This is a genomic window from Polyangium spumosum, assembly GCF_009649845.1.
GTDB lineage: Bacteria > Myxococcota_A > Polyangia > Polyangiales > Polyangiaceae > Polyangium > Polyangium spumosum.
Genome location: NZ_WJIE01000005.1, coordinates 204,763 through 225,767, shown reverse-complemented (window position 1 = coordinate 225,767; position 21,005 = coordinate 204,763). Strand labels below are relative to the sequence as shown.

The 21,005-nt window shown below is 70.7% G+C and carries 19 protein-coding genes; 13 read left to right on the top strand and 6 right to left on the bottom strand.

Annotated elements, in window-relative coordinates; genetic code table 11:
• Window positions 1-172 precede the first annotated feature (172 nt).
• Complete coding sequence (locus tag GF068_RS18375; protein WP_153820711.1) at window positions 173-619, bottom strand: CoA-binding protein; 447 nt, start codon at window positions 617-619, stop codon at window positions 173-175.
• A gap of 204 nt (window positions 620-823) precedes the next feature.
• On the opposite strand from GF068_RS18375, the gene GF068_RS18370 reads away from it, so the two are divergent.
• A complete protein-coding gene (locus tag GF068_RS18370) occupies window positions 824-2,143 on the top strand; it encodes a hypothetical protein (protein ID WP_153820710.1) in 1,320 nt (439 codons plus the stop codon).
• A gap of 16 nt (window positions 2,144-2,159) precedes the next feature.
• The gene (locus GF068_RS18365) at window positions 2,160-3,182 is read left to right on the top strand and encodes a hypothetical protein (RefSeq protein ID WP_153820709.1); all 1,023 of its coding nucleotides are present in this window, start codon (window positions 2,160-2,162) and stop codon (window positions 3,180-3,182) included.
• Here the strand turns inward: GF068_RS18365 and GF068_RS18360 are convergent, their stop codons facing one another.
• Window positions 3,183-4,703: a GMC family oxidoreductase gene (locus GF068_RS18360; RefSeq protein ID WP_153820708.1), complete on the bottom strand. Its 1,521-nt coding sequence runs from the start codon at window positions 4,701-4,703 to the stop codon at window positions 3,183-3,185.
• Between the two features lie 68 nt (window positions 4,704-4,771).
• Here GF068_RS18360 and GF068_RS18355 point away from each other — a divergent pair, with 68 nt between their 5' ends.
• Window positions 4,772-6,298 (top strand): leucine-rich repeat domain-containing protein, encoded by a 1,527-nt coding sequence (locus GF068_RS18355; protein ID WP_153820707.1) that lies wholly within the window; start codon window positions 4,772-4,774, stop codon window positions 6,296-6,298.
• Window positions 6,299-6,320: 22 nt separating this feature from the next.
• On the opposite strand, the gene GF068_RS18350 is transcribed toward GF068_RS18355, so the two are convergent.
• The gene (locus tag GF068_RS18350; RefSeq protein ID WP_170319559.1) at window positions 6,321-6,752 is read right to left on the bottom strand and encodes an acyl-CoA thioesterase; all 432 of its coding nucleotides are present in this window, start codon (window positions 6,750-6,752) and stop codon (window positions 6,321-6,323) included.
• A 177-nt stretch (window positions 6,753-6,929) separates the two neighbouring features.
• On the opposite strand from GF068_RS18350, the gene GF068_RS18345 reads away from it, so the two are divergent.
• Window positions 6,930-11,942 carry an AAA family ATPase gene (locus GF068_RS18345; protein WP_170319558.1) on the top strand — a complete coding sequence of 1,671 codons (5,013 nt, stop codon included), beginning with the start codon at window positions 6,930-6,932 and terminating at the stop codon, window positions 11,940-11,942.
• A 13-nt stretch (window positions 11,943-11,955) separates the two neighbouring features.
• Here the strand turns inward: GF068_RS18345 and GF068_RS18340 are convergent, their stop codons facing one another.
• Window positions 11,956-12,648, bottom strand: a complete 693-nt coding sequence (locus GF068_RS18340; protein WP_153820704.1) for a hypothetical protein — start codon at window positions 12,646-12,648, stop codon at window positions 11,956-11,958.
• 107 nt (window positions 12,649-12,755) lie between these two features.
• Between GF068_RS18340 and GF068_RS18335 the strand changes: the two genes are divergently transcribed.
• From GF068_RS18335 to GF068_RS18300, 8 genes are all read left to right on the top strand, one after another.
• Complete coding sequence (locus tag GF068_RS18335; RefSeq protein WP_170319557.1) at window positions 12,756-13,190, top strand: transcriptional repressor; 435 nt, start codon at window positions 12,756-12,758, stop codon at window positions 13,188-13,190.
• 134 nt (window positions 13,191-13,324) lie between these two features.
• The gene (locus tag GF068_RS18330; protein WP_153820702.1) at window positions 13,325-13,861 is read left to right on the top strand and encodes a peroxiredoxin; all 537 of its coding nucleotides are present in this window, start codon (window positions 13,325-13,327) and stop codon (window positions 13,859-13,861) included.
• 4 nt (window positions 13,862-13,865) lie between these two features.
• Complete coding sequence (locus tag GF068_RS18325) at window positions 13,866-14,408, top strand: carboxymuconolactone decarboxylase family protein (protein WP_153820701.1); 543 nt, start codon at window positions 13,866-13,868, stop codon at window positions 14,406-14,408.
• A 245-nt stretch (window positions 14,409-14,653) separates the two neighbouring features.
• Entirely contained in the window at window positions 14,654-15,499 is an 846-nt protein-coding gene (locus tag GF068_RS18320) for a hypothetical protein (RefSeq protein ID WP_153820700.1), read from the top strand.
• Window positions 15,500-15,595: 96 nt separating this feature from the next.
• A complete protein-coding gene (locus GF068_RS18315) occupies window positions 15,596-15,871 on the top strand; it encodes a hypothetical protein (protein ID WP_153820699.1) in 276 nt (91 codons plus the stop codon).
• A gap of 9 nt (window positions 15,872-15,880) precedes the next feature.
• The gene (locus GF068_RS18310; RefSeq protein ID WP_153820698.1) at window positions 15,881-17,221 is read left to right on the top strand and encodes a protein kinase domain-containing protein; all 1,341 of its coding nucleotides are present in this window, start codon (window positions 15,881-15,883) and stop codon (window positions 17,219-17,221) included.
• Between the two features lie 110 nt (window positions 17,222-17,331).
• Window positions 17,332-17,934, top strand: coding sequence for a hypothetical protein (locus GF068_RS18305; protein ID WP_153820697.1), 603 nt, complete (start codon window positions 17,332-17,334; stop codon window positions 17,932-17,934).
• Window positions 17,931-18,170 carry a hypothetical protein gene (locus tag GF068_RS18300; protein WP_153820696.1) on the top strand — a complete coding sequence of 80 codons (240 nt, stop codon included), beginning with the start codon at window positions 17,931-17,933 and terminating at the stop codon, window positions 18,168-18,170. The genes GF068_RS18305 and GF068_RS18300 overlap by 4 nt, the downstream gene beginning before the upstream one ends.
• A 58-nt stretch (window positions 18,171-18,228) precedes the next feature.
• Here GF068_RS18300 and GF068_RS18295 read toward each other — a convergent pair whose 3' ends face one another.
• Together GF068_RS18295 and rnz are read right to left on the bottom strand one after the other, a co-directional pair.
• The gene (locus tag GF068_RS18295; protein WP_153820695.1) at window positions 18,229-19,320 is read right to left on the bottom strand and encodes a DUF4215 domain-containing protein; all 1,092 of its coding nucleotides are present in this window, start codon (window positions 19,318-19,320) and stop codon (window positions 18,229-18,231) included.
• A gap of 92 nt (window positions 19,321-19,412) precedes the next feature.
• Window positions 19,413-20,345, bottom strand: a complete 933-nt coding sequence (gene rnz / locus GF068_RS18290; RefSeq protein WP_153820694.1) for a ribonuclease Z — start codon at window positions 20,343-20,345, stop codon at window positions 19,413-19,415.
• Window positions 20,346-20,451: 106 nt separating this feature from the next.
• On the opposite strand from rnz, the gene GF068_RS18285 reads away from it, so the two are divergent.
• Complete coding sequence (locus tag GF068_RS18285) at window positions 20,452-21,000, top strand: hypothetical protein (RefSeq protein WP_153820693.1); 549 nt, start codon at window positions 20,452-20,454, stop codon at window positions 20,998-21,000.
• Window positions 21,001-21,005: the final 5 nt, after the last annotated feature.

Here is a 21,005-nt window from a genome sequence, read left to right as displayed (position 1 = left end):
CGAGGGGCCCGCGGCTGTTTTTCGCCGGGCGCGCCGAGGGCCACGCGCCGGTCTCGTCCGGGCGGGGAACGGCCCCCGGCCGATCACGCCTCCGCTCGTCCCGCGCCCGAACAGCCCCCGTCCTCCGACGACCAAGGTCGTTCCGGTGTTCCGGAAAGAGCGCCCCGTCCATTCAGCGCGCGTGGCGGTGTTCGACCATCAAGCAGCGGTCTTGAACGACCTCGATTCCTTCGCGCGCGAGGCGCTCGGCCACTTCGTCGTTACGAATGCCCGACTGGAACCAGACGACCTTCGGGCGCAACGCGAGGATGTCGTCCACGTGCGGCGGGATGTCGCTCGGGCGCCGGAAGACGTCGAGGATGTCGATCTCGCCCGGCACGTCGGCGAGGCGCCGATAGACGGGCTGGCCGAGGATCTTCGTCACGTCGGGGTAATAGACGGGGACGGGGACGATCTCGACGCCCGCGCCCTGGAGATACGCGGGCACGTAATGGGCGGGCTGGCCCGCCTGCGCTTCGGTCTTGATGCCGAGCACGGCGACCCGCCTGGCATTGCGTGCGATCTCCTCGATGCGGCGGCTGTCCGTGACGATACGACCCTTGCTCTCGGTTCTGGCCATGCGGGGGAGCCTAACCACCTCGGCCACGCGCGTCAGGGCTTCGCGAGGAACGGGAGCGGGGACCCGGGGGAGCGGTCCCTGGTCCGAGACAGGACCCGCGGCCAGGTGGACGGACCCGTCCGCGGGCGGTGAGCCCCTGCTCCCGGCTTCGAGTGCTTGCATCCCGCGGCGGCCTGGCCGATGCTTGCGCCCGGAGGAATTAACATGCGCACGAATCGAATGATCTTCCTTGGCGCGCTCGCGGCCTTCTCTTTCGGCAGCGCGGCGCTCGGCGTGGGCTGCTCGGGCGGGGACAACACGGGCTCGGGAGCGGGCAACACCGGTGGCAACTCGTCCGGCTCGTCGCAGGGCGGCGGGGGCAATGGCACGGGCGGCGAAGGCGGCGACATCAGCTTCTTCGACGCCGGCTCGAACGACGGCGCGCTCTCCGAGGACAGCGCGTGCGTGAGCCAGAGCTCGGAGGCGACGCTCGTCAAGAAGCCCGTCGACGTCATCATCGTGATCGACAACTCGGGCAGCATGAGCGCCGAGATCATCGGCGTTCAGAACAACATCAACCAGAACTTCGCCCAGATCATCGAGCAGAGCGGCATCGATTACCGCGTGATCATGATCGCCAGGCACGGCAGCGCGTCGAGCGCGCAGTCGGTGTGCATCGAGGCCCCGCTCTCCGGCATCCCCGCGGGCGGCTGCGCGAGCCCGCCGGCCCAGCCCGTGAACAACCCCGGCAAGTTCTACCATTACAACGTCGAGATCGGCAGCCACGACTCGCTCTGCAAGGTCCTCTCGACGTTCACCACCCCCGACCTCAGCGGCGCCGCCTCGATGGGCTGGCAGGAATGGCTGCGGCCGGACTCGTTCAAGACCTTCATCGAGCTCACGGACGACGGCGTCTCGTGCAGCTACGGCGGGACCACCTACTCGGACGGCAACTCCGTGGCCGGCGGGACGACGTCCGCGAACAACTGGGACGCGGCGCTGCTCGCGATGTCGCCGGACAACTTCGGCACCGCCGCCAATCGCAACTATCGCTTCTACAGCATCGTCGCGATGGCCTACAACAACCCGGCGACCAAGCCCTACGATCCCACCGATCCGATCATCACGGGCGAGTGCCCGACCGCCGCCGATCCGGGCACGGGGTACCAGGGCCTGAGCAACCTCACGGGCGGGCTGAAGTTCCCGCTCTGCGACACGACCTCCTACGATGCCGTCTTCCAGGCGATCGCGGAGGGCGTCGTGGCGGGCGCGCAGGTCGCCTGCAGCTTCGCGATCCCCGATCCGCCGGAGGGGACGACGGTCGATCTGAACAGCGTGGTCGTCGATTACGCGCCGGGCGACATGTCGCCGAACCAGCAGTTCAAGCAGGTCGCCGACCTCGCGTCTTGCGCGGCGGAGTCGTTCTACATCGACAAGGACGCGAACCAGATCCACCTCTGCCCGGACACGTGCGGCGTGGTCAAGAACGACGAGGGAGCCAAGGTCGCCGTGCTCTTCGCCTGTGATCCAGGCGGCGCCAACTGAGCGGACGAGAAGGAACATGCTGCATCGGAAGACGGTCGTGATGGCCTCCGTCCTCGCCGGGTTTGTGCTGGCGTGTGGACCGGAGGCCAGCAACACCACGGGCGCGGGCGGCGCGGGTGGCACCGGCGGCGCGGGCGGCGCGGGCGGGTCCGGCGGCTCCGGCACGACGCCGGATCCTGCCGGGCCGAAGGATCCGGGCGCCGCGCTGAAGGCCGCGATCTTCGTCGGGAGCTGCGTGCCGGACGACGGCATCCAGCGGGTCCTGAACCGCTTCCACACGGAGCGGGGGACGCCCGACGAGCTCGCCCTGACGAATTACACGCAATGCTTCGCGGAGAAGGCGAACGGCTGCCAGGCGGTCGAGGAATGCCTCGGCGTCAAGATCGACCTGTCGGGCCCGTGTATGCCCACGTGCACGGGGGACGTGCTGAAGGTCTGCGACGACCAGCTCGCGTTCACCGTGGATTGCAGCAAGGTCGGCACCACGTGCTCCGAGGCCGAGGGCAACTGCGTCGGGGCGGCGATGCCGGGGCCGACCTGCGATCCCGGCTCGTTCCAGGCGTCCTGCCAGGACGGCGCGCCCCGCGTCTGCAACGGGAGCGAGGTCAGCGGCCCGGTCTGCGCCGATTACGGGCTCACGTGCAAGGACGCGCCCTTCGGCGGCGTGGCGTGCCTCGGGACGGGCGCCACGTGCCAGACGGACCTGGTCGGCCCGCTCGAGATCAACTACGACAAGGGGCTCGCGTGCGACGGGACGGCCCTGCGCGCGTGCGTGAACGGCGGCGAGCACGCGATCGAGTGCGGCACGCTCGTGACGGGGTTTACCTGCCAAACGATGGGCGTCGCGAATTTCTGCGGGCTCGCGAACGAGTGTGATCCGACGCCCGGGAACGACACCACGTGCGAGGGTGACTCGGTCGTGATCTGCAACGCCGGCAAGATCGAGAAGATCGACTGCAAGTCGCTCGGGTTCACGAGCTGCAATGCCACCTTCGGCACGTGCGGCCCGAGCGTCTACGATCAGGCACCGATGCCCTGATCAGAGCCCCCCGTCCCGCAACCACTCCCCGAACCGCTCGCCCATCATCAACGCCGTGACGTTCGTGTTCGTACTGACGATCGTCGGCATGATGCTCGCGTCCGCCACGATGAGGCCGGAGACGCCACGCACGTGGCCGCGGCCGTCGACGGCCGCCGCGGGATCCCCCTCCGGCCCCATCGGGACGGTGCCGGAGGGGTGATACCCCGAGCCGGAGCTGAACTCGATCCAGCGCGAGATCTCCGCGCGGCTGCGGAGGACGTGGTCGTTCGGCCAGAAGGGGACGACGAGGTCGCGCAAGGGTCTCGTCCGCGCGACGTGGCCGGCGAGCTCCATGGCCTCGGCGGCGCAGGCGCGGTCGTCGGGGTGGCTGACCGTCTCGAGCTCGATGAGGGGTTTGGCCGAAGGATCGGCGCTCGTCCAGGTGATGCGGCCGTGGCCCCGAGGTTTGCCCACGCAGCAGGAGATGCCGACGAGCGGCATGTGATTGCCGGGCCAGGCGAAGAACGAGAACGGCTGGAGCTGCATGTCGCTCGGGAAGGGGCTGCCCTCCGAGGTGTAACGCAAGACGGTTTGAATGAGCGGATGCCGGACGCTGGCGAATCCGTGGTTTTTCGGGATGAAGATCGCGAGCGAGCCCGGGTGGTCGAGCAGGCGCGCGCCCACGGCCGGCACGTCGGAGACGAGCTCGACGCCGAGCCGCTCGACGAGGTCCCTCGGGCCGATCCCCGAGCGAAGGAGGATCCCCGGCGTGGAAATGGCGCCGGCCGCGAGGACGACACGGTTCGTGGAGACGACCTCCACCTTCCCCTCGGTCTCGACCTCGAGGCCCGTGACCTTGCCATTGTGGAAGAGGACGCGCCGGACGCAGGTGCGCGGGCGGATCCGGAGGTTGTCGCGGCGGCGGACGTCCTCGTCGAGATAACAACGCGCGGCGCTCATGCGGACGCCGCCGACCTTGTTCATCGGCTGCGGGCCGACGCCGAACGGGTCGGGGTCGTTTTGATCGGGGCAGGCCGGGAAACCGAGGGCGCGGCAGGCCTCGACGAACGCAGCCTGGAACGCGGTGAGCTCCTCGGGCGGGTGGCGCCGGATCGGGATGGGGCCGCCCTCTCCGTGCCATCGGTTGTGGATGTCGTGATCGTCTTCGAGGCGCTTGAGCGCGGGCAGGCAGGCCTCGAAGCTCCATTCGGGCAGGCCGAGCGCGGCCCATTCGTCGTAATCGTAGGGCTGGCCGCGGAGGGCGATGCAGGTGTTGACCGCCGAGGAGCCTCCGACGACCTTGCCGCGCGGGTACACCCAGGCGTCGTGCCCGGGCATGGGCAGGTAGGAGAACCCCCAGTCGTGTTCGGTCATCGAGTTCTTCGTGCCGTCCACGAGATCCGACGGGAGCGTCACGCTCGGGGGATAGTCGGGCCCGGCCTCGACGAGCAGCACCTCACGATCCGAGCGCTCGGTCGCGCGGGCCGCGATCACCGCGCCGGACGAGCCGGCACCCACCACGATGGTCTCCGCTTGCATGCGGCCGGAGCGTACCACTTTTGTCAAGGGTTGACGCGCGGAGCGGGCGCTTCCTAGCATGGTCGTCAATGCTGGCCGAACGCCTCGGGGCCGCCGAAGAAACGGGCAAGCTCGATCTGCGTGGTCTCATGCTCGGCCAGGTCCCGACCGCGATCCGCGCGCTCCGGAACCTCGTCGAGCTCGACCTCGGGAGCAATGCCCTCACGGAGGTGCCCGCGTGGCTCGGCGACTTCCCCGCGCTCGAGGTCCTCACGCTCGAGCGAAACGCCCTCGAGGACCTGCCCCGCAAGCTCGGGAAGCTCGAGCGGCTCCGGGTCCTCGATCTCAGCCACAACAAGCTCCAGGAGGTGCCCTCGTTCGTCGCGGAGCTGCCCTCGCTCGTGTCGCTCGACCTCGGCCAGAACCGCATCACCCAGGCGCCGCGGTGGCTCGCGAGCCGGACGAGGCTCCGGGCGTTTTCGCTCGGGAAAAACCCGCTCGACACGTTCCCGGAGCCGGTGCTGTCGCTCCCCCACCTCGAGGAGCTCGGGCTCGCGGGGCTCGGGTTCGAGGCGCTGCCGGCGGAGCTCGGCGCGCTCACGGCGCTCCAGAAGCTCGACCTCGGCGAAAACCAGCTCTCGGGGCTGCCCGCGTCGATCGGCGAGCTCGGCGCGCTCCGGGCGCTCGTGCTGCGCGGAAACCGGCTCACGGCGCTGCCGCCGATGTTGCCGGCCCTCCGGACGTTGCGCGCGCTCGACCTGTCGGGCAACCGCATCGGCGCGCTGCCGCTCGCGGGGTACGCGTGGGCGGGGATGGAGGCGCTGGAGCTCGCCGACAACCCCTTGCTCGTGTTGCCCGAGGAGATCACGAAGCTCGCCACGCTCCATCGGCTCGACCTGCGAAACACGTGGCTCGAGAGCCTGCCCGACGCGCTCGCGAGCCTCCGGGGGCTGCGGACGCTCCTGCTCGCCGGCGCGCCCGTGGGGCTACGCGACGGCAGGCCGCCGGACGTGATCTTCACGCTGGAGCGCCTCGTGGAGCTCGACCTGTCGCTCGCGGGGATCACCACGCTGCCCGAGGCGATCGGGTGGCTCTCCGAGCTCCGTTTCCTGGGGCTGCAAGGCAACCCGCTCGCGGCGATCCCGGCGGCGCTGCGATCGATGACGCAGCTCGAAGAGCTCGACCTCACGGACACGCCGTTCGGCCGGACGGACGAGGTGGAGGCGCTCTCGCTCGTGCTGCCGAGGACGCGCGTGATCTGCGTCGATTGGGCCGCGACGTACCGGTCGATGCTGGAGGACGTTTACATTCTGCGAGACGACACGGGGCTCGACGACGTCGCGATTGCGAGGTGGGTGGTGGCGCGCGAGCGCGGGGCGAGCTTGCCGCGGTTCGCGAACGTCCGCCCGGCGGACGAGGAGGTGCTCGAGCGGCTGCACACGCTGGTCTTCGTGCGGGCTCCGCAGCGGCGCGTGACGACGCGGGCGGCGGTGGGGGTGCTGGTCGACCTCGTGGTGAAGGATCAGCTCGGCTGGCACGAGGTGCTGGAGCAGCTCCTGCACGGCGTGCACGCGAGCGGAATGAAGAGCCGCCGCGCCGCGGACACGTCGCGATGACGCGATTACGACATTCTCGCGTTCAGGCGCCGAGGTCGGCGCGGTAGGGCTCGAGCGTGGCGCGGAAGGTGTCGGTCCAGGGCACGGGCCGGTGCGTCGTGGGATCGACACGAACGATGGTGCGGGTGCCGCGGGCGAAGTCCTCGTCCTGGTCGGTGGGCAGGATGCGGAAGCCGAAGGTGAGGCTCGTGCGGCCGAGCTTGTCCACCCAGACCCGGACGCGCACGTCACGCACGCCCACGACGGGCCGGAGGTACTCGACCGCGTTTGCCCGGACGAAGTGGAACTGGTCGGGGTTTTTCTGCGCGTCGAGGACGCCACCCCAGCCGAGGTGCTTCCAGAACGAGCCGATCGTCCGCTCGAACAGGAGGATGTACCGAGCGTTGTGCAGGATCTGGAAGGCGTCGAGGTCGTCGAAGTAGACGCCCATGAGCGTCTCGTGGAAGCGGGACATGGTGGCGCAGCGTAGCAGCTCACGTACCCGGGCATCACGCGACGCCGGTGCTCCAAGAAATCGTCCCCGCAAAGCAATCTGGAGTGCCTGTGGCGTGGGCCACAACGGTGGTCGTTCAGGACCAACGGCGTGCGAGCGCGGTTGACGCGAGCCGCAAGGGGACGGATGGCTCATCGAATGAGGTTCTGGCTGGAGGGGCACACCCTCACCGAGGTCGTCCTCGAGGGGGAGGTGACGACGCTTTATCGCGGCTACCGCGACGTCGACGGTGCGCCCGTGCTCGTGGAGGCGCTGAACGAGGATTACCCGGCCGCCCGCGATGTGGCGCGGATCCGGCACGAATTTCTGGTGATGCGAGGGCTCGCGCAGCCGAGCGTGCCCGAGGCGCTCGGGCTCTCACCTTGCCGCAACGGCGTCGCGCTGGTGCTCTCGGACGCGGGCAAGAGGCCACTCGTCGAGCGGCTGCGCGGCGGAAAGCAGGACGTGGGCTCGGTGCTCAGGCTGGGCGCGTCGATCGCGCGGGCGCTCGACCGCGTGCACCTCGTGGGGCTCGTCCACAAGGACATCTGCCCGGCGAATCTCCTGGTCGACGACGGCACGCTGGAGGTGGAGCTCATCGGATTCGGGCACGCCTCGCGGCTGCCCCGGGAGGACGGGCGCATCGCGGCCGCGTCGGCGATCGAGGGGACGCTCGCGTACATGGCCCCCGAGCAGACGGGCCGGATGAACCGCGTCGTCGATCATCGCGCCGACCTGTATGCGCTCGGCGTGACGCTCTACGAGCTCGCGACCGGCGCTTTGCCCTTCGGGATGGAGGACCCGCTCGAGGTCGTGCACGCCCACATCGCGCGCGCGCCCGTGCCGCCCCACGCGCTCGTGCCGGAGCTGCCGCGCGTGGTCTCGGACATCATCGTCAAGCTACTCGCGAAATCGGCCGACGACCGCTACCAGCGCGCGCGGGGCCTCGAGGCCGACCTCGCGCGTTGCTCGTCGCAGTGGGAAGAGCGCGGCCGGATCGAGCCCTTCCCCCTCGGCAGGCACGACCTCGGCGCCGACCTCGTGCTGCCGCAGCGGCTCTACGGGCGGGAGCGGGAGCGGCAGCAGATGGCCCAGGCCTTCGAACGCGCCGCGTCCGAGCGGCTCGGGGTGATCATGCTCTCGGGGCCGGCAGGCGTGGGCAAGTCGACGCTCGCGCGCGAGCTCGAGAGCGCCGCCGCGCTGCGCGGAGGGATCTTCGCCGAGGGTAGGCCCGACGCGCTCGGGAGCCGCGCGCCGTGCGGGCTGCTCTCGTCCGCGCTGCGGGACCTCGTGCGGCGAATCCTCGGAGGGCCGGCAGAGGACGCGCGCGCATTCCTGCGGGAGCTCGGGCGCGCGGTCGAGACGAACGCGGCGGCGCTGCTCGAGCTCGTCCCGGAGCTCGAAGGGACGCTCGCCGAGCGGGAGGCGCCCGTGCCGTCGTCGGGCGCGCCATCGTCGGGCGCCCCGCTCTCGACGGCCGGCCCGAGCGGCAAGCTCGCGGTGCTCGTACGCGCCCTGCTCGACGCGGCCAGCCGCCAGGGCCCGGTGGTGCTGTTCCTCGACGACATCGGCGCGGCCGACGCGGACTCGATCGACGTGGTGCGGGTCGTCTGCGCGGACGCCACGGCGAAGCGGCTCTGCGTGGTGCTGTCGCGGCGGGAGAGCGCGCCCGAGGAGCAAGCGCGCTCGCTCGACCTGCGCGAGCTCCGCCTCGCGGGCGTCGCCGTGACCGAGATCGCGCTCGGCCCGCTCGCGCCTCCGGACGTACGGGCGCTGCTCGGCGACGCGCTCGGCGCGCCGGAGGAGCGCGTCGCCCCGCTCGCGGACGTGCTCGCGGAGGCGACACACGGCAGCCCTTTCCTCTTGCGGGAGGCCCTGCGCGCGCTCCACGCCGAGGGGTTCGTGCGGTTCGACGCGGGCGCGGGGGCCTTCCGCTGGGACGTGGAGCTCGTGCGCGACCACCTCGGCGCCGAGGGCGCGCGTGATCTCGTCGGCGAGCGTGTCGCGGCGCTGCCCGCGCGTTCGCAGCGGATCCTCGAGCTCGCGGCCTGCCTCGGCCCGAGCTTCGACCTCGGCACGCTCGCGCGCGTGGCCGAGCGGGAGCCCACGGCCGTCGCGGAGGACCTCTGGCCCGCGCTTGAAGCGGGCCTCGTCCTGCCGCTCTCGTCCGACTACCGCTTCGCGCACGCCTCCGCGGCGCCGCCTTCCCCGGGCGAGGCGTGGGACGTGCCGTACGCCTTCTCCCACGACCGCGTCCACGAGGCCGTCTACGCGCGCATCCCCGAGTCGCGGCGCCAGGACGAGCACCTCCGGCTCGGGCAGATCCTCGCCGCGCGTGGAGCGGACGCCGACGACCGCGACCTGCTCGCCGCGGTCCGCCAGCAGAACCGGGGCCTCGCGTCGATGCGGGACGAGGGCGAGCGGCGCGCCCTCGCCGAGCGAGACCTCCTCGCGGGCCGCAGGCTCCAGGCCATCGGCGCGCTCTCCGAGGCGATCGCCTGCTTCGAGGCGGGCCTGCTCGCCCTCGCCGGGGACGAGCCCCACGCGCTCTGGTTCGACCTCACCCGCGAGCTCTGCGCTTGCCTCGTCACGCGCGAGCCGAGCGGCGCGGCCGAGGCGCTCGTCGCCGCGCTCGCCGCGGGGGCGCGCTCTCCGCTCGAGCGCATCGAGGCGCAGCGGATCGAGGTCGCCCGGCACGCCGCCGCGGGCTCGCCGGTCGAGGCGCTCCGCGTGGGCGCGCGCGGCCTCGGCGAGCTCGCGTTCGTCGTGCCGGAGGACGAGGCCGAGCGGCGCGCGGCGCTCGCGCGGCAGGCGCGGTCGATCGAGGCCGAGCTCGCGGGCCGCTCGCCTGCGTCCCTCCTCCGCTTGCCCGTCGCGCGTAGCCCCGAGGCCGTGGCCACGATGGCGCTCCTCCTCGAGCTGCTCGCGCCTGCCGGCGTCGTCAGCCGCTCGGCCACGGGCCTCGTCGCGGCCGCGCTGGTGCGCGCGTCCATGGCGCATGGCAACACCGAGGCTTCGACGGTCGGTTATGCCGCGTATGGCGCCGCGTTGTTCGTCCTCCCCGACCTCTCCGAGCTCGGACAGGCGTTCGGCGACCTCGCCCTCGCGCTCGCGGAGGAGCTCGGCGAGGGGCCGCTCGCGTGTCGCGTGCACCTCCTCTCCGGCTCGATCTTGCACGCGCGTCGCCCGCGGCGCCTCGCGCTCTTCCACTTTCATCGCGCCGTGGGGCAGGCCGTCGCCGCGGGGGATCTCGCCACGGCTTGCCGCGCCTCCGCCGAGGTCCTCGCCGCGCGCTTCGAGCTCGGCGACGACCTCGCCCGCGCCTGCGACGAGGCCGAGCGCAGCCTCGCCCTCGCGCACGGCGCCCCCGGCGGGCGCGTCGCGGCCGACCTCGCTGCCCGCGTGACCCTGGAGGCCGTGCGCAGCCTGCTCGGGCGGACGCGCGCCCCTGCGAGCCTCGAGGGCGACGACCTCGACGAGGCCACCTTCCTCGCGGCCCACGGGCGCGAAGGTGGCGCGCGGGCGCGTTTCTACTGGCAAACGCGCCGCGTCGAGCTCTTCCTCCTGCACGAGGACGCCCCGAGCGCCGTGCGGGAGGCCCTCGCCGCGGCGGAAGGCCTCGCGGACGTCGAGGGGGAGTTCCTCGCGACCGACCTGCCCGTCTGGCTCGCGCTCGCGCTCCTCCTCGACACGGCCGCCTTCTCCGCCGAGCGCGCCGCGCGCCTCGCCCGGGTGGACGGGATCCTCGCCGAGCTCGCGGCCCTCGCGGCGCGTTGCCCCGAGAACTACGAGCGCAAGTGGCTGCTCGTCTCGGCCGAGCGTGCGCGCGCCATCGGGGACGAGGGGACGGCGCTCTCGCTCTACGAGAAGGCGATCCGCGCGGCGGCCGAGAGCGGCGTGTCGCGGGACGAGGCCCTCGCCAACGAGCTCGCCGCGCGTTTCCACCTCGAGCGTCGCCGCGACACGGTCGCGCGGGCTTACATGGGCGAGGCCTACCAGGCCTACCTCCGCTGGGGCGCGATCACCAAGGTCGACATGCTCCGCGAGCGGTACGGCTTTCTCTTGCCGCGCCGCAGCGTGGGCCCGTCGGCTTCGCCCGTGCCGGGCGTGGCGACGGGCGAGTTCGACCTCGGTGCCGTGATGCGCGCGACCCGTGCGATTGCCGAGGAGATCGTGCTCGACGTCCTGCTCGATCGGGTCATGCGGGTGATCGTGGAGACCGCGGGCGCCCAGCGCGCCGTGCTCCTGCTCGATCGGGGCTCGGGCCTCGTCGTCGAGGCGGCCATGACGATCGACCCCGACCGTGTCCTCGTGGGGTTCAGCGCGGCGCGTGTGGCGGGTGAGGAGCTCCCTCGTGCCCTCGTCGACGAGGTCGCCGCGACCCGCGCGCCCGTCGTGCTCGGCGGCTCCCGTGGCTTCGATCGGTTCTCCAAGGACCCGTACCTCGTCGAGCGCCGCCCTCGCTCCTTGCTTTGCCTCGCGATGGCCCACCGCGGCCGCCTCGCGGGCGTGCTCTACCTCGAGAACCGGTCCCTCGCCGACGTCTTCACCGACGCGCGTATCGCGGTCGCCTCCTTCCTCTCCTCGCAGGCGGCGATCGCCGTGGAGAACGCGCTGCTCGTGGCCAGCATCCAGCGCATGAGCGAGGCCCAGCGCCTCGCCAACGAGCGCCTGGAGCACGAGGTCCGGGCCCGCACGGCCGAGCTCGAGCGCGAGCTCCTCGAGCGTGAGCGCGCCGAACGCGAGAAAGAGGCGCTCCACGACGCCATGATCGAGGCGCAGGAGGAGCGGCTGCGTGAGCTCTCGGCGCCGCTCCTCCCCATCGCGGATGGCATCGTCGTCATGCCCCTCATCGGCGTGCTCGACGAGCGCCGGGCCGACGAGATCCTCGCGGCGGCGCTCTCGGGGGTCTCGTCGAGCGGCGCGCGGGTCCTCATCCTCGACATCACGGGGGTGCGAGGGGCGTCGGCGAGCGTCGCGTCTGCGCTCGTGGCATCGGCGAACGCCGTGGGCCTGCTCGGGGCCGAGGTCGTCATCTCCGGCATTCGCGCCGCCGTGGCGCGCACGCTCGTCGACCTCGACCATCCGATGCAGGGCATCGTCACCCGGGCGACCTTGAAGGGCGCGGTCGCCTGGGCGGTCTCGCGGATTCGAGCGGTTGGTTTTTCCTGAAAAACGCGCCTGGTCAGCGGAAGCCTCGTAGCCCGACCAGCATGCGCCCGCTCACGGCCGACGCCGCGATGAGGATGCCGCCGCCGAGGCCGAGCAGCGCGACCAGGAGGAGCGTGTACGGCTGGATTCCGAGCAGCGCGAGGATACCGAGGATCGCCGCGCCGATGCCCACGAGCGCTTGCACGCCTGCCGCGCCTTGCACCGCCTCGCGCGCCATGCGCACGCGCCGGTCGTAGGGGAAGGCTTCGCCGAGCTGGTTCACTGCGCTCGTCGCGCCCGTCGAGAGCAAGAGGCCGCCGCCGAAGGCCACGACGGACACCGCGGCCAGCGTCAGCGGGTAGATCCCGAGCAGGATGAGCACGCCCATCACTGTGCCTGCGGCGCCCGTGAGGAACTCGACGCCCACGCCTCCGCCGAACTCCACCTCGTCGACGCGTTGCCCGCTCACGCGTGAGGCGAACTGCGAGTAACGCGACGCCAGCGCGCCGCCTGCGAACAGGAGCGCGACGCCGATCGCGATGATGGAGACCCCGATCATCGTCTGCCGGGCGATCCCTGCCAGGCCGAGGACCGCCATCACCACGGCGGCGATGCCGCCGATGGCCTCCACGAGCGAACCGGCCGTCACGATCTGCATCGAACGCTCGCGCTCTTGCCGGTCGAGCTCGGGCGGCCGGGGACCCGTCGTATTGCCGAGATTGTCCATGGTACTTACCCCCGCCTGTTCGTGCTCGCATGCCGCGTGCCGCGGACGAGCGAGAAATTCGTACGCCGTTCTTGACAGGGTCTCGGTTTAGACTCAGTCTAAGGTCCGTGAGGCGGACGAAGGTGATGAAGATCGAGCTCGACGAGGCGGAGGTCCTCGAGCGGCACGGCGTGTTGCCTTCGGCGCAGCGGCTGGCGATCGCGCAGTACGTGCTCCGGACCGACGAGCATCCGTCGGCCGACCAGGTCTTCGCGAGGGTCAAGCGGGCGCTGCCGATGGTCTCGCGGGCGACGGTGTACAACACCTTGAACCTCTTCGTGGACAGGGGCCTGCTGCGGGCCCACGTGCTCGCGGAGGGCCGGGTGGTGTTCGATCCGAACCTCGCGCCGCACCATCACTTCATCGACGAGGAGACGGGCGCCATTCACGACGTCCCGTGGAGCGCGCTCGCCGTCTCGAACGTGGACGCGCTCGAGGGCTACGACGTGCACGAATACCAGGTCGTGCTGCGCGGCAAGCGCAAGAAGGGCCGCGCCTGCTGAAGCGCTCGTCTCGCTGTTCTCGTTCGAATCGTCGAAGAGGCCGCTTTTTTTGGCCAAGGATTTAGACGCCGTCCAGAGATGGACAAAGTACAAAACGGACTCTGGAGTCGACAGAGACCTTTGAGGAGGAAGACATGCTGACGGTTTCCCAAAAGCTCCCCGCGTTCAACCTGAAGGGCGTCGTGAGCCTCGAGCACGGCAAGGAGTTCCACGACATCAAGAGCGAGAACTACCAGGGCAAGTGGCTCGTGCTCTTCTTCTGGCCGATGGACTTCACCTTCGTCTGCCCGACCGAGATCGCCGGGTTCGGAAAGCGATACCAGGACTTCAAGGACCGCGATTGCGAGGTCCTCGGCATCAGCACCGACACCGAATACGTCCACCTCGCCTGGCGCAAGCAGCACCCGGACCTCAAGGACCTGCCGTTCACGATGGTCGCCGACACGAAGCGCGAGCTCTCCCAGGCGCTCGGCGTCCTGCACCCCGAGGAGGGCGTGGCGCTCCGCGCGACGTTCATCGTCGACCCGAACGGCGTCATCCGGCACGTCGGCGTCAACGACCTCTCCGTCGGCCGCAGCGTCGACGAGGTCATGCGTATCCTCGACGCGCTGCAGACCGACGAGCTCTGCCCGTGCAACTGGGTGAAGGGCCAGCCCACGCTGGAGGTGTGAAGCCATGAGCGCGCTCGAGGCCATCCGCGCGAAGTTGCCCGACGCCGCGCGGGACACGAAGCTCAACCTGCAGGGCGTTCTCGAGGGCGAATCCTCGCTCAGCCGGGCGCAGCGGCTCGGGATCGCCCTCGCCTGCGCGGCGAACGCGCGGAGCGCCGAGCTGCGCGAGGCGATCGTCGAGATCGCGCGGGCGGAGCTCGAGAACGCCGACGCCGTCATCGACGACGCCTACGCGGCGGCGACGCTGATGGCGATGAGCAACGTCTACTACCGGTTCCGCTACCAGGTCGGAAAGGAGTCGTATTCGCAGCGCTCGCCGAAGCTCCGCATGAATCGGATCGCCCAGACGAAGACCTCGAAGGTCGATTTCGAGCTCATGTGCCTCGCCGTCAGCACCCTGAACGGCTGCGAGGCTTGCGTGAAGTCGCATGAAAAGGCGGTCCTCGCCGGGGGCCTCGGCGAGGACCAGGTGCACGACGCGGTGCGTATCGCCGCGACCCTCCAGGCGGCGACGGTCGCGCTTTCGATCACCGCCGGGGCGGTTTAACCTCCCCCCTCCTCGGCCACGGCGCCTCGCCGCGCGTCTACCCCCCCGCGCGGCGGGGCGCCGTGCCCCGCGGACAAACCCTCTCGACGGATCGGGCTCGCGAGCCTGGAAAACGGAGCGCAAGCGAAATCGACTCCGCCGTCCTCCCGCGCAAAATTCCGGCGTCGCGAACATAGGACATATTATGTCCTTGCGCAGCGCGCACGTGCATTGACGCAGGGCGTCTCCCGATTGATGCTCCACGCATGAGCTCGTCGGGAAGGAGAGCGCTCGTCGTCCTGGTCACCCTGCTTGCGCCTGCGATCGCGGGTTGCGGCATGGCGTCGATGGTCGAGACGAATACACGCGCCATCCAGGAGACCACGAAGACCATGAACGAGACCGCCGGCGTGCTCGGACGGTCGAATTCCAACATGGAGAGAATGGCCGCCGAGCTCGACGCGCTCGGCCCGCCCATGAAGCAGCTCTCCGGGCTCGAGGCGCCGATGAAGGACCTCGCCTCGCTCGGGCCCGTGATGGCGCGGCTCGGCGCGGGGATGGCGCGCCTCGAGGCGCAGATGGGCCAGATGGAAAAGGGCCTCGCGCGGCTGGAGAAGCCCATGGAAGACGTGGCCGCGCTCCACGCGCCCATGAAAGAGGTCGCGGCGCTCGACGAGGTGATGGGCAAGGTGGCGCAGCTCGACGCGCCGATGGGCAAGGTCGCGGCGCTGCGCGGGCCGATGGAGGACGTCGCCGGGCTGCGGAGCAGCATGGAAACCATGGCGAGCTTCGCGCGCAGCGACGGAGGCGGCGTGAAGACGGCGGGCGTCGCGTTCGGCGTGCTCGCGGCCTGGGCCGGGGCCACCTTCCTCGGCGTCTACCTCGGGTTCGTCGCGGCCAGCCGGCGCCTCCGCCCTTCGCGGCGCTCGGGGCGCTCGGGGCGGAACACGCGGGGGCGGCGGGGCGCGGCCGTGGTTCCGATCGCCCGGGGCGGCTCGAAGGCGCGCTGGGCCAAGGACGACGACGAGCGTGGGCCTGCGAGCGGCGTGCGGCGGACGTTCGGCTCGCTCCACGAAGAGTGGGGCAGCCACGGCCCCACGGGCGCGCCCTAGCGTACACGAAAACAAGCTCTTGCCCGCGTGCGCCGAACCTCGTATGACCCGGCGAGGGCCCTCGCCGCATCGGCCCGACCAGGTGGAAACGAGAGCATGAAGCGAGAAAAGCGATTGACGAAGCGCGAGCGCAAGGCCCTCGCGCCGCCGCGCCCCGCCGCCGCCCCGGCGCATGTCCATCACATCCATTGTATTGCGTGCGGGCGTCACCTCGAGCCCGAGGAGATGCAGACGGGGGAGGCCTTGATGCTGCGTTGCCAGCACGGCTCGACGTTCCCCTCGTGCAGCGGGTGTCGCTCGCGCTCGATCGAGTTATTGGCCGAGCACGACCGGACGGGCCAGGCGGTCCGGACGGCGTCGGCCTGGCACTGAAGGCGAGCCATGAGCGGGGGAGGCGCGGATCGATTCACGCTCGCCGAGCGCGTCGGGATCGGCGCGACGGCCGAGGTCATCCGGGGCTTCGACCTCGAGCGCCGCGTCCCCGTGGCGATCAAGCGCCTGCACGAGCACCTCGCGGTCGACCCGATGACCCGGGATCGATTCGAACGCGAGGCCCGGCTCTCGGCGCGTATCAAGAGTGAGCACGTCGTTGGTTTCGTCGACGCCGGGATCGACGCCGACGACCGCCCCTACCTCGTGCTCGAGTGGCTCGAAGGCGAGGACCTCGCGCACCGCATGCGCGCCTCGCACGCGCGCCTCGGCACGGCCGAGGCCCTCACGATCGCGCGCCAGGCCTCGCTCGGGCTCTTCGCGCTGCACGAGGCGGGCATCGTCCACCGCGACGTCAAGCCGGGCAACCTCTTCCTGGCCGAGCAAGGCGGCGACGCGCCCTTCGCCGTGAAGCTCCTCGACCTCGGCGTCGCGCACGACAACACCTCGGAGAACATCGACGGCGTCGCGCTCGGCACGCCGTTTTACATGTCCCCCGAGCAGGCGCGTGGCGACGCCGAGATTGGCATTCGCTCGGACCTCTTCTCCCTCGGCGTGCTCCTCTTCGAGCTCCTCTCCGGGAAAAAACCTTTCGTGGGCGACGACGCATTCTCCGTCCTCGCGAAGATCGTCCTCCAGGCGCCGCCGCGTTTGTCCGACGCCTGGCCGGACGCGCCTCCCGCGCTCGACGCCCTCGTCGCGCGGGCGCTCGCGCGTGACCCCGAGGCGCGGTTCTCCTCGGCCCGCGAGATGGCCGACGCCCTCGCGGCGATCGAGCTCGCGGGCCCCTTCGGCGCGCCCCTCGCGGAGGGTTTTTCGCGCCCGCCTGCCCTCCTCCCGAGCGACGACCACCTCGTGGGCGTGATCTTCGGCCGTTTGCCCCTGTCGAGCAACGTGGGCCGCACGCGCGGCGTCTTCCAGCGTATCGCCGAACATCATGGGGGGGTGGTCATTCCACTGCTCGGTCGTGGCGTGGCCGCCGTGTTCGAGGGGGAATGCGCCGACGGGTTGTTGCGCGCCGCCGACGCCGCGCTCGACCTGGTAAAACAAGTGACCGGCGTTCGATTGTCGCTCGTGACGGGCGGGGCTTTGCCGTCGGGGGTGGGGCTCTCGGCGTCGGTGATCGAGCGTGGCACGCGCGCGCTCGAGCGCCCTCGGGCCGACGTGAACGAGCCGCCCGTGCGTATCGACGACGAGACGGCGCAGCTCCTCGAAGAGCAATACGCGATCGAAGGTGCGCCCGGATCCTTGTCGCTCCGCGGTACACGTGGGCGTGGCTCCACGAATTCGTGATTGTATTTGCCCCTGCGGCGTCGGTCGGTATAAAGTCCGCCTCGCTTCGAGAAGCTCGACGAGCGCCGTGGTTCCTTCGGTGGGGGGCCGCGCGCGAAGGGAGAACCAGAATGAACGGATTGTGGAAGAAGGGCGCCGTGGCCCTCGTGCTGGGCGCGCTGCTCGGCGTGACGGGCGTGGCGTCCGCGGACCTGCCGCGGCCCGCCGTGGCCCAGGACAAGGGCAAGGGCCCGGAGAAGGCTGCCGCCGCGGCGCAAAAGCCCGAGGACAAGGGCAAGCCCGACGACAAGGGCAAGCCCGAGGACAAGGGCAAGCCCGAGGCAGCGGGCGCCGACGCGGATGCCGGCGCCGACGCGGCCGCGGCCCCGACCGAGGCGGAGCAGAAGGCCAACGAGGAGAAGCGCAAGGCCAAGAAGGAAGCGCGCAAGAAGAAGTCCAAGGAGGAGCGCGAGGCGCTCAAGAAGAAGGTCTCGGCCGCGCTGAAGGGCCAGCCCATGGCGCAGGCCATGAAGCAGGAGCTCGAGCGGCACGCGCGCAGGCTCGCGCGCCTCGAGCGCGTGAAGGACCTCGCCGAGGAGGCGAAGGACACCGAGACGACCGAGCGCGCGCAGAAGCTCATCGACAAGGAGAACGCGCGCCACGAGAAGTGGATGTCGGGTTACGACGCGAAGGCGACGGGCGCGAAGCCGGAAGGCAAGGGAGGTGCGAAATGAAGCGCTCGATGATGCTCGTGCTGCTCGCGATTTCGGCGCTCGTCGTGGCCTGTGAAGAGCAGAAGCCCGCGGCGGGCACGACGACGGGCGGGACGGCGGCGGCCCCGGTGGTCCTCGACGACAAGGACATCCCGACCGCGGCCGATTACGACGACCAGGCCGAGAAGGACATCACCTCGGCGAACTACAAGTCGGAGCTCGACACGCTCGAGAAGGAAATCTCGGCGCAGGATTAGCCCGTGGCCATGGAGCCCCTCTCCCGCGCGGGCGAGGGGCTCGGGCTGAGGGAATCGCTCAGTTCGTCCCGCAATACCGGAGCTGGCAGACGTCCGGCGCCGGGAGCTGGAAGACGTAATATTTTCCGCAATTGGCGATCTGGATCGCGGACGACCAGTTGCAGGGGTTGCCGCCCCAGTTGAAGCACGCCGTCGCGTTCACCACCTCGCCCTCGTTCGCCGGGTAGGATCCCTGGACCCAGCCGGGCGCGTGCGTCGCGCAGACGTTGACCGGCGGCGGTGACGTGGCCATCCTCGTGCCCGCGGCGCCCATGAAGCGATACCAGCTCCCGTTCGTGACCGACTGGTCGCATTCCCGGACGTTCGGGTCGACGTGCGCGATGTTTCGATCGGCCGTGTCGAGGATGATGTAATCCATGCACTGCGGCAGGCTGATGTCGGGCGTGCAGCCTGGACCGCAGCCGTCGCCGCCGACGAGGTTGCCGTCGTCGCACTGCTCCACGCCGGCCCGCACGAATCCATCGCCGCAGACCGCGTTCTTGCAGCTCCCCACGCAGGCGTCGTCGTTCGCCTGGTTCATGTCGTCGCATTCCTCGACGCCCACCTGGACGAACCCGTCGCCGCACGTCGCGAGCACACAGCCTTGCAGACAGGCATCCGTGTTTTCGGCGTTCCCGTCATCGCAGGCCTCGATGCCCGCGTGCACGAATCCATCCCCGCACGACGCGACCTTGCAGGCCGACGTGCAGTCGTCGGTGTCGTCCTCGTTGCCGTCGTCGCAATCCTCGCCCTCCTGGATCGTGCCGTCGCCGCACGTCCCGAGCTTGCAGGTATTCGTGCAGCCGTCGTCATTCACCATGTTGCCGTCGTCGCAGCCCTCGACGCCCTCCCAGACGTATCCGTCCCCGCATGTGGCCTTCTTGCAGTTCGAGAGGCAACCGTCGGTCTCGACGTCGTTGCCGTCGTCGCATTCCTCGCCAGTCTGGAACACGCCGTTCCCGCAGGGCGACGGGGGGCCGCCGCCGCCCGATCCGCCCGAGCCTCCCTCGCCGTCGACCTCCCCCTTCACGGGATCGGGCGCGTTGACGAGGGAACAGGCGGCGGCGAGCGTGAGGGCAAGGCAAATCCCAGCGTGGCGCAAGGCGATCATGGCATCTCCCGGGCAAGATCCAGCAAAGACGCCTCGATGTTCGGCTTTATTTTCCACAACGTCAAGCGCGGCCGGCCCGCGCCCGGCAAACGTCAATCGTGGAGCGGCAGATCGATCGTGTCGCCGTCCTCGGCCACCATCACCGGCGTCCGGTCCTCGAGCTCCTCGCGCGCCTGGCCGAGCAGCGTGTCCGGATCCCGATCGTATCGGGTCGACAGGTGCGTGAGGACGAGCCGCCGCGCGCCCGCGTCGCGCGCCACGATCGCCGCCTCCCGCGCGGTCGCGTGCCGCGTCTCCCGCGCGCGCGCCTGCTCGTGATCGCCGAACGTCGCCTCGTGCACCAGCACGTCGGCCCCTTCTGCGGCCCGCGTCGTCCCTTCGCAGGGACGTGTATCACCCGACACCACGATCCGCCGACCGGGCCGCGGCGGGCCCATCACCTCGCTTGGCGAGATACTTCGCCCGTCCGGCAGCCGCACCACCTCGCCGCGCTGGAGTTTGCCAAAGAGGGGACCTTCGGGCACGCCGGCGGCCCGCGCCGCGGCCGCGTCGAACCGGCCCGGCCGTGTATCCTCGATGAGGGCATACCCCACGGATGCAATGCGGTGGTCCGTTTCGAACGCCTCGATGCGATAGCCGTCACCGCGGAAGACCACGTCGCCGGGCTCGGCCTCGGCGATCGTCACGGGCAGGCGGATGTCCTCGGCGCCGAGGCGGATCACCTTCGGCAGGAACGTCGCGGCCGTGCGCGGGCCGATGAGCGTGAGCGGCTCGGCGCGGCCGAGCATGCCGAGCGTGCGTAAAAAGCCGATGATGCCGAGGTAATGGTCCGCGTGGAAATGCGTGAAGAACACGGCGTCGAGGGCGAACCCCGTGCCGTAGCGGATCATCTGCCTTTGTGTGCCCTCGCCGCAGTCGAAGAGGAAGCTCTGGCCTTCGCGCTTGACGAAGAGGCCGGACAGGTTCCGGTGCGCGGTCGGCGCCGCGGCGGACGTGCCCAGGAAGGTCAGGCGTAGGCTCGACATGGACCGGCCGGCCGAACGTACCACGCGCGCCGGGCCTTGCCACCAGGATCCCTGCTTTTCATGGCGAGGATGGACGCGCCGCGCTTCGCCTGGTATCCCGCGGCGCATGGTCCGGCTCGCGCTCGCTGGTGTTCACTCGCTCGTCCTTTCGCCGCTCTGCGCGCGATGTCCTCATGGGCGAGCGGGCTGCTGCGAGGCCCCGCCGGCCGTGGCCTGGGCCGACGTCGGGCGTATCGTGCTCCTCGGCGGGCGTGATTTTTTGCTCGCCGAGATCCGCGAAGGCCGCCTCGCCCCGCAGCGGCGGGGCCTTTCCATTCGACGTGTCCCGCCGAGCGAGCCCTTGCCCGAGCGTTGCGTCTACCTCGGCCCGTCGGGCTGCGTCCTCCCGCCCGATCGGAGGAGCGCCACCTGCAATTATTACCTTTGCGAGGAGGCCTTCGGCGTGGCCGCGGCCGCGGGGGATCCTGGTGTCCGGCTGGGCCGCGCGATACGCGACGACCTCACGGCGCACTTCGGCCGCTGGGACATCGAGCTCGCCGACAGGATCCGCGAGCGATATCCGGAGGGCCCGCCCTGGGACGGCGAATTCCTCGGCTGGCTCGGCGCCGAGCTCGCTTTGCTCGTTCGGGGGGCGCGCTTGCCTCCGAGGTGCTAACCCTC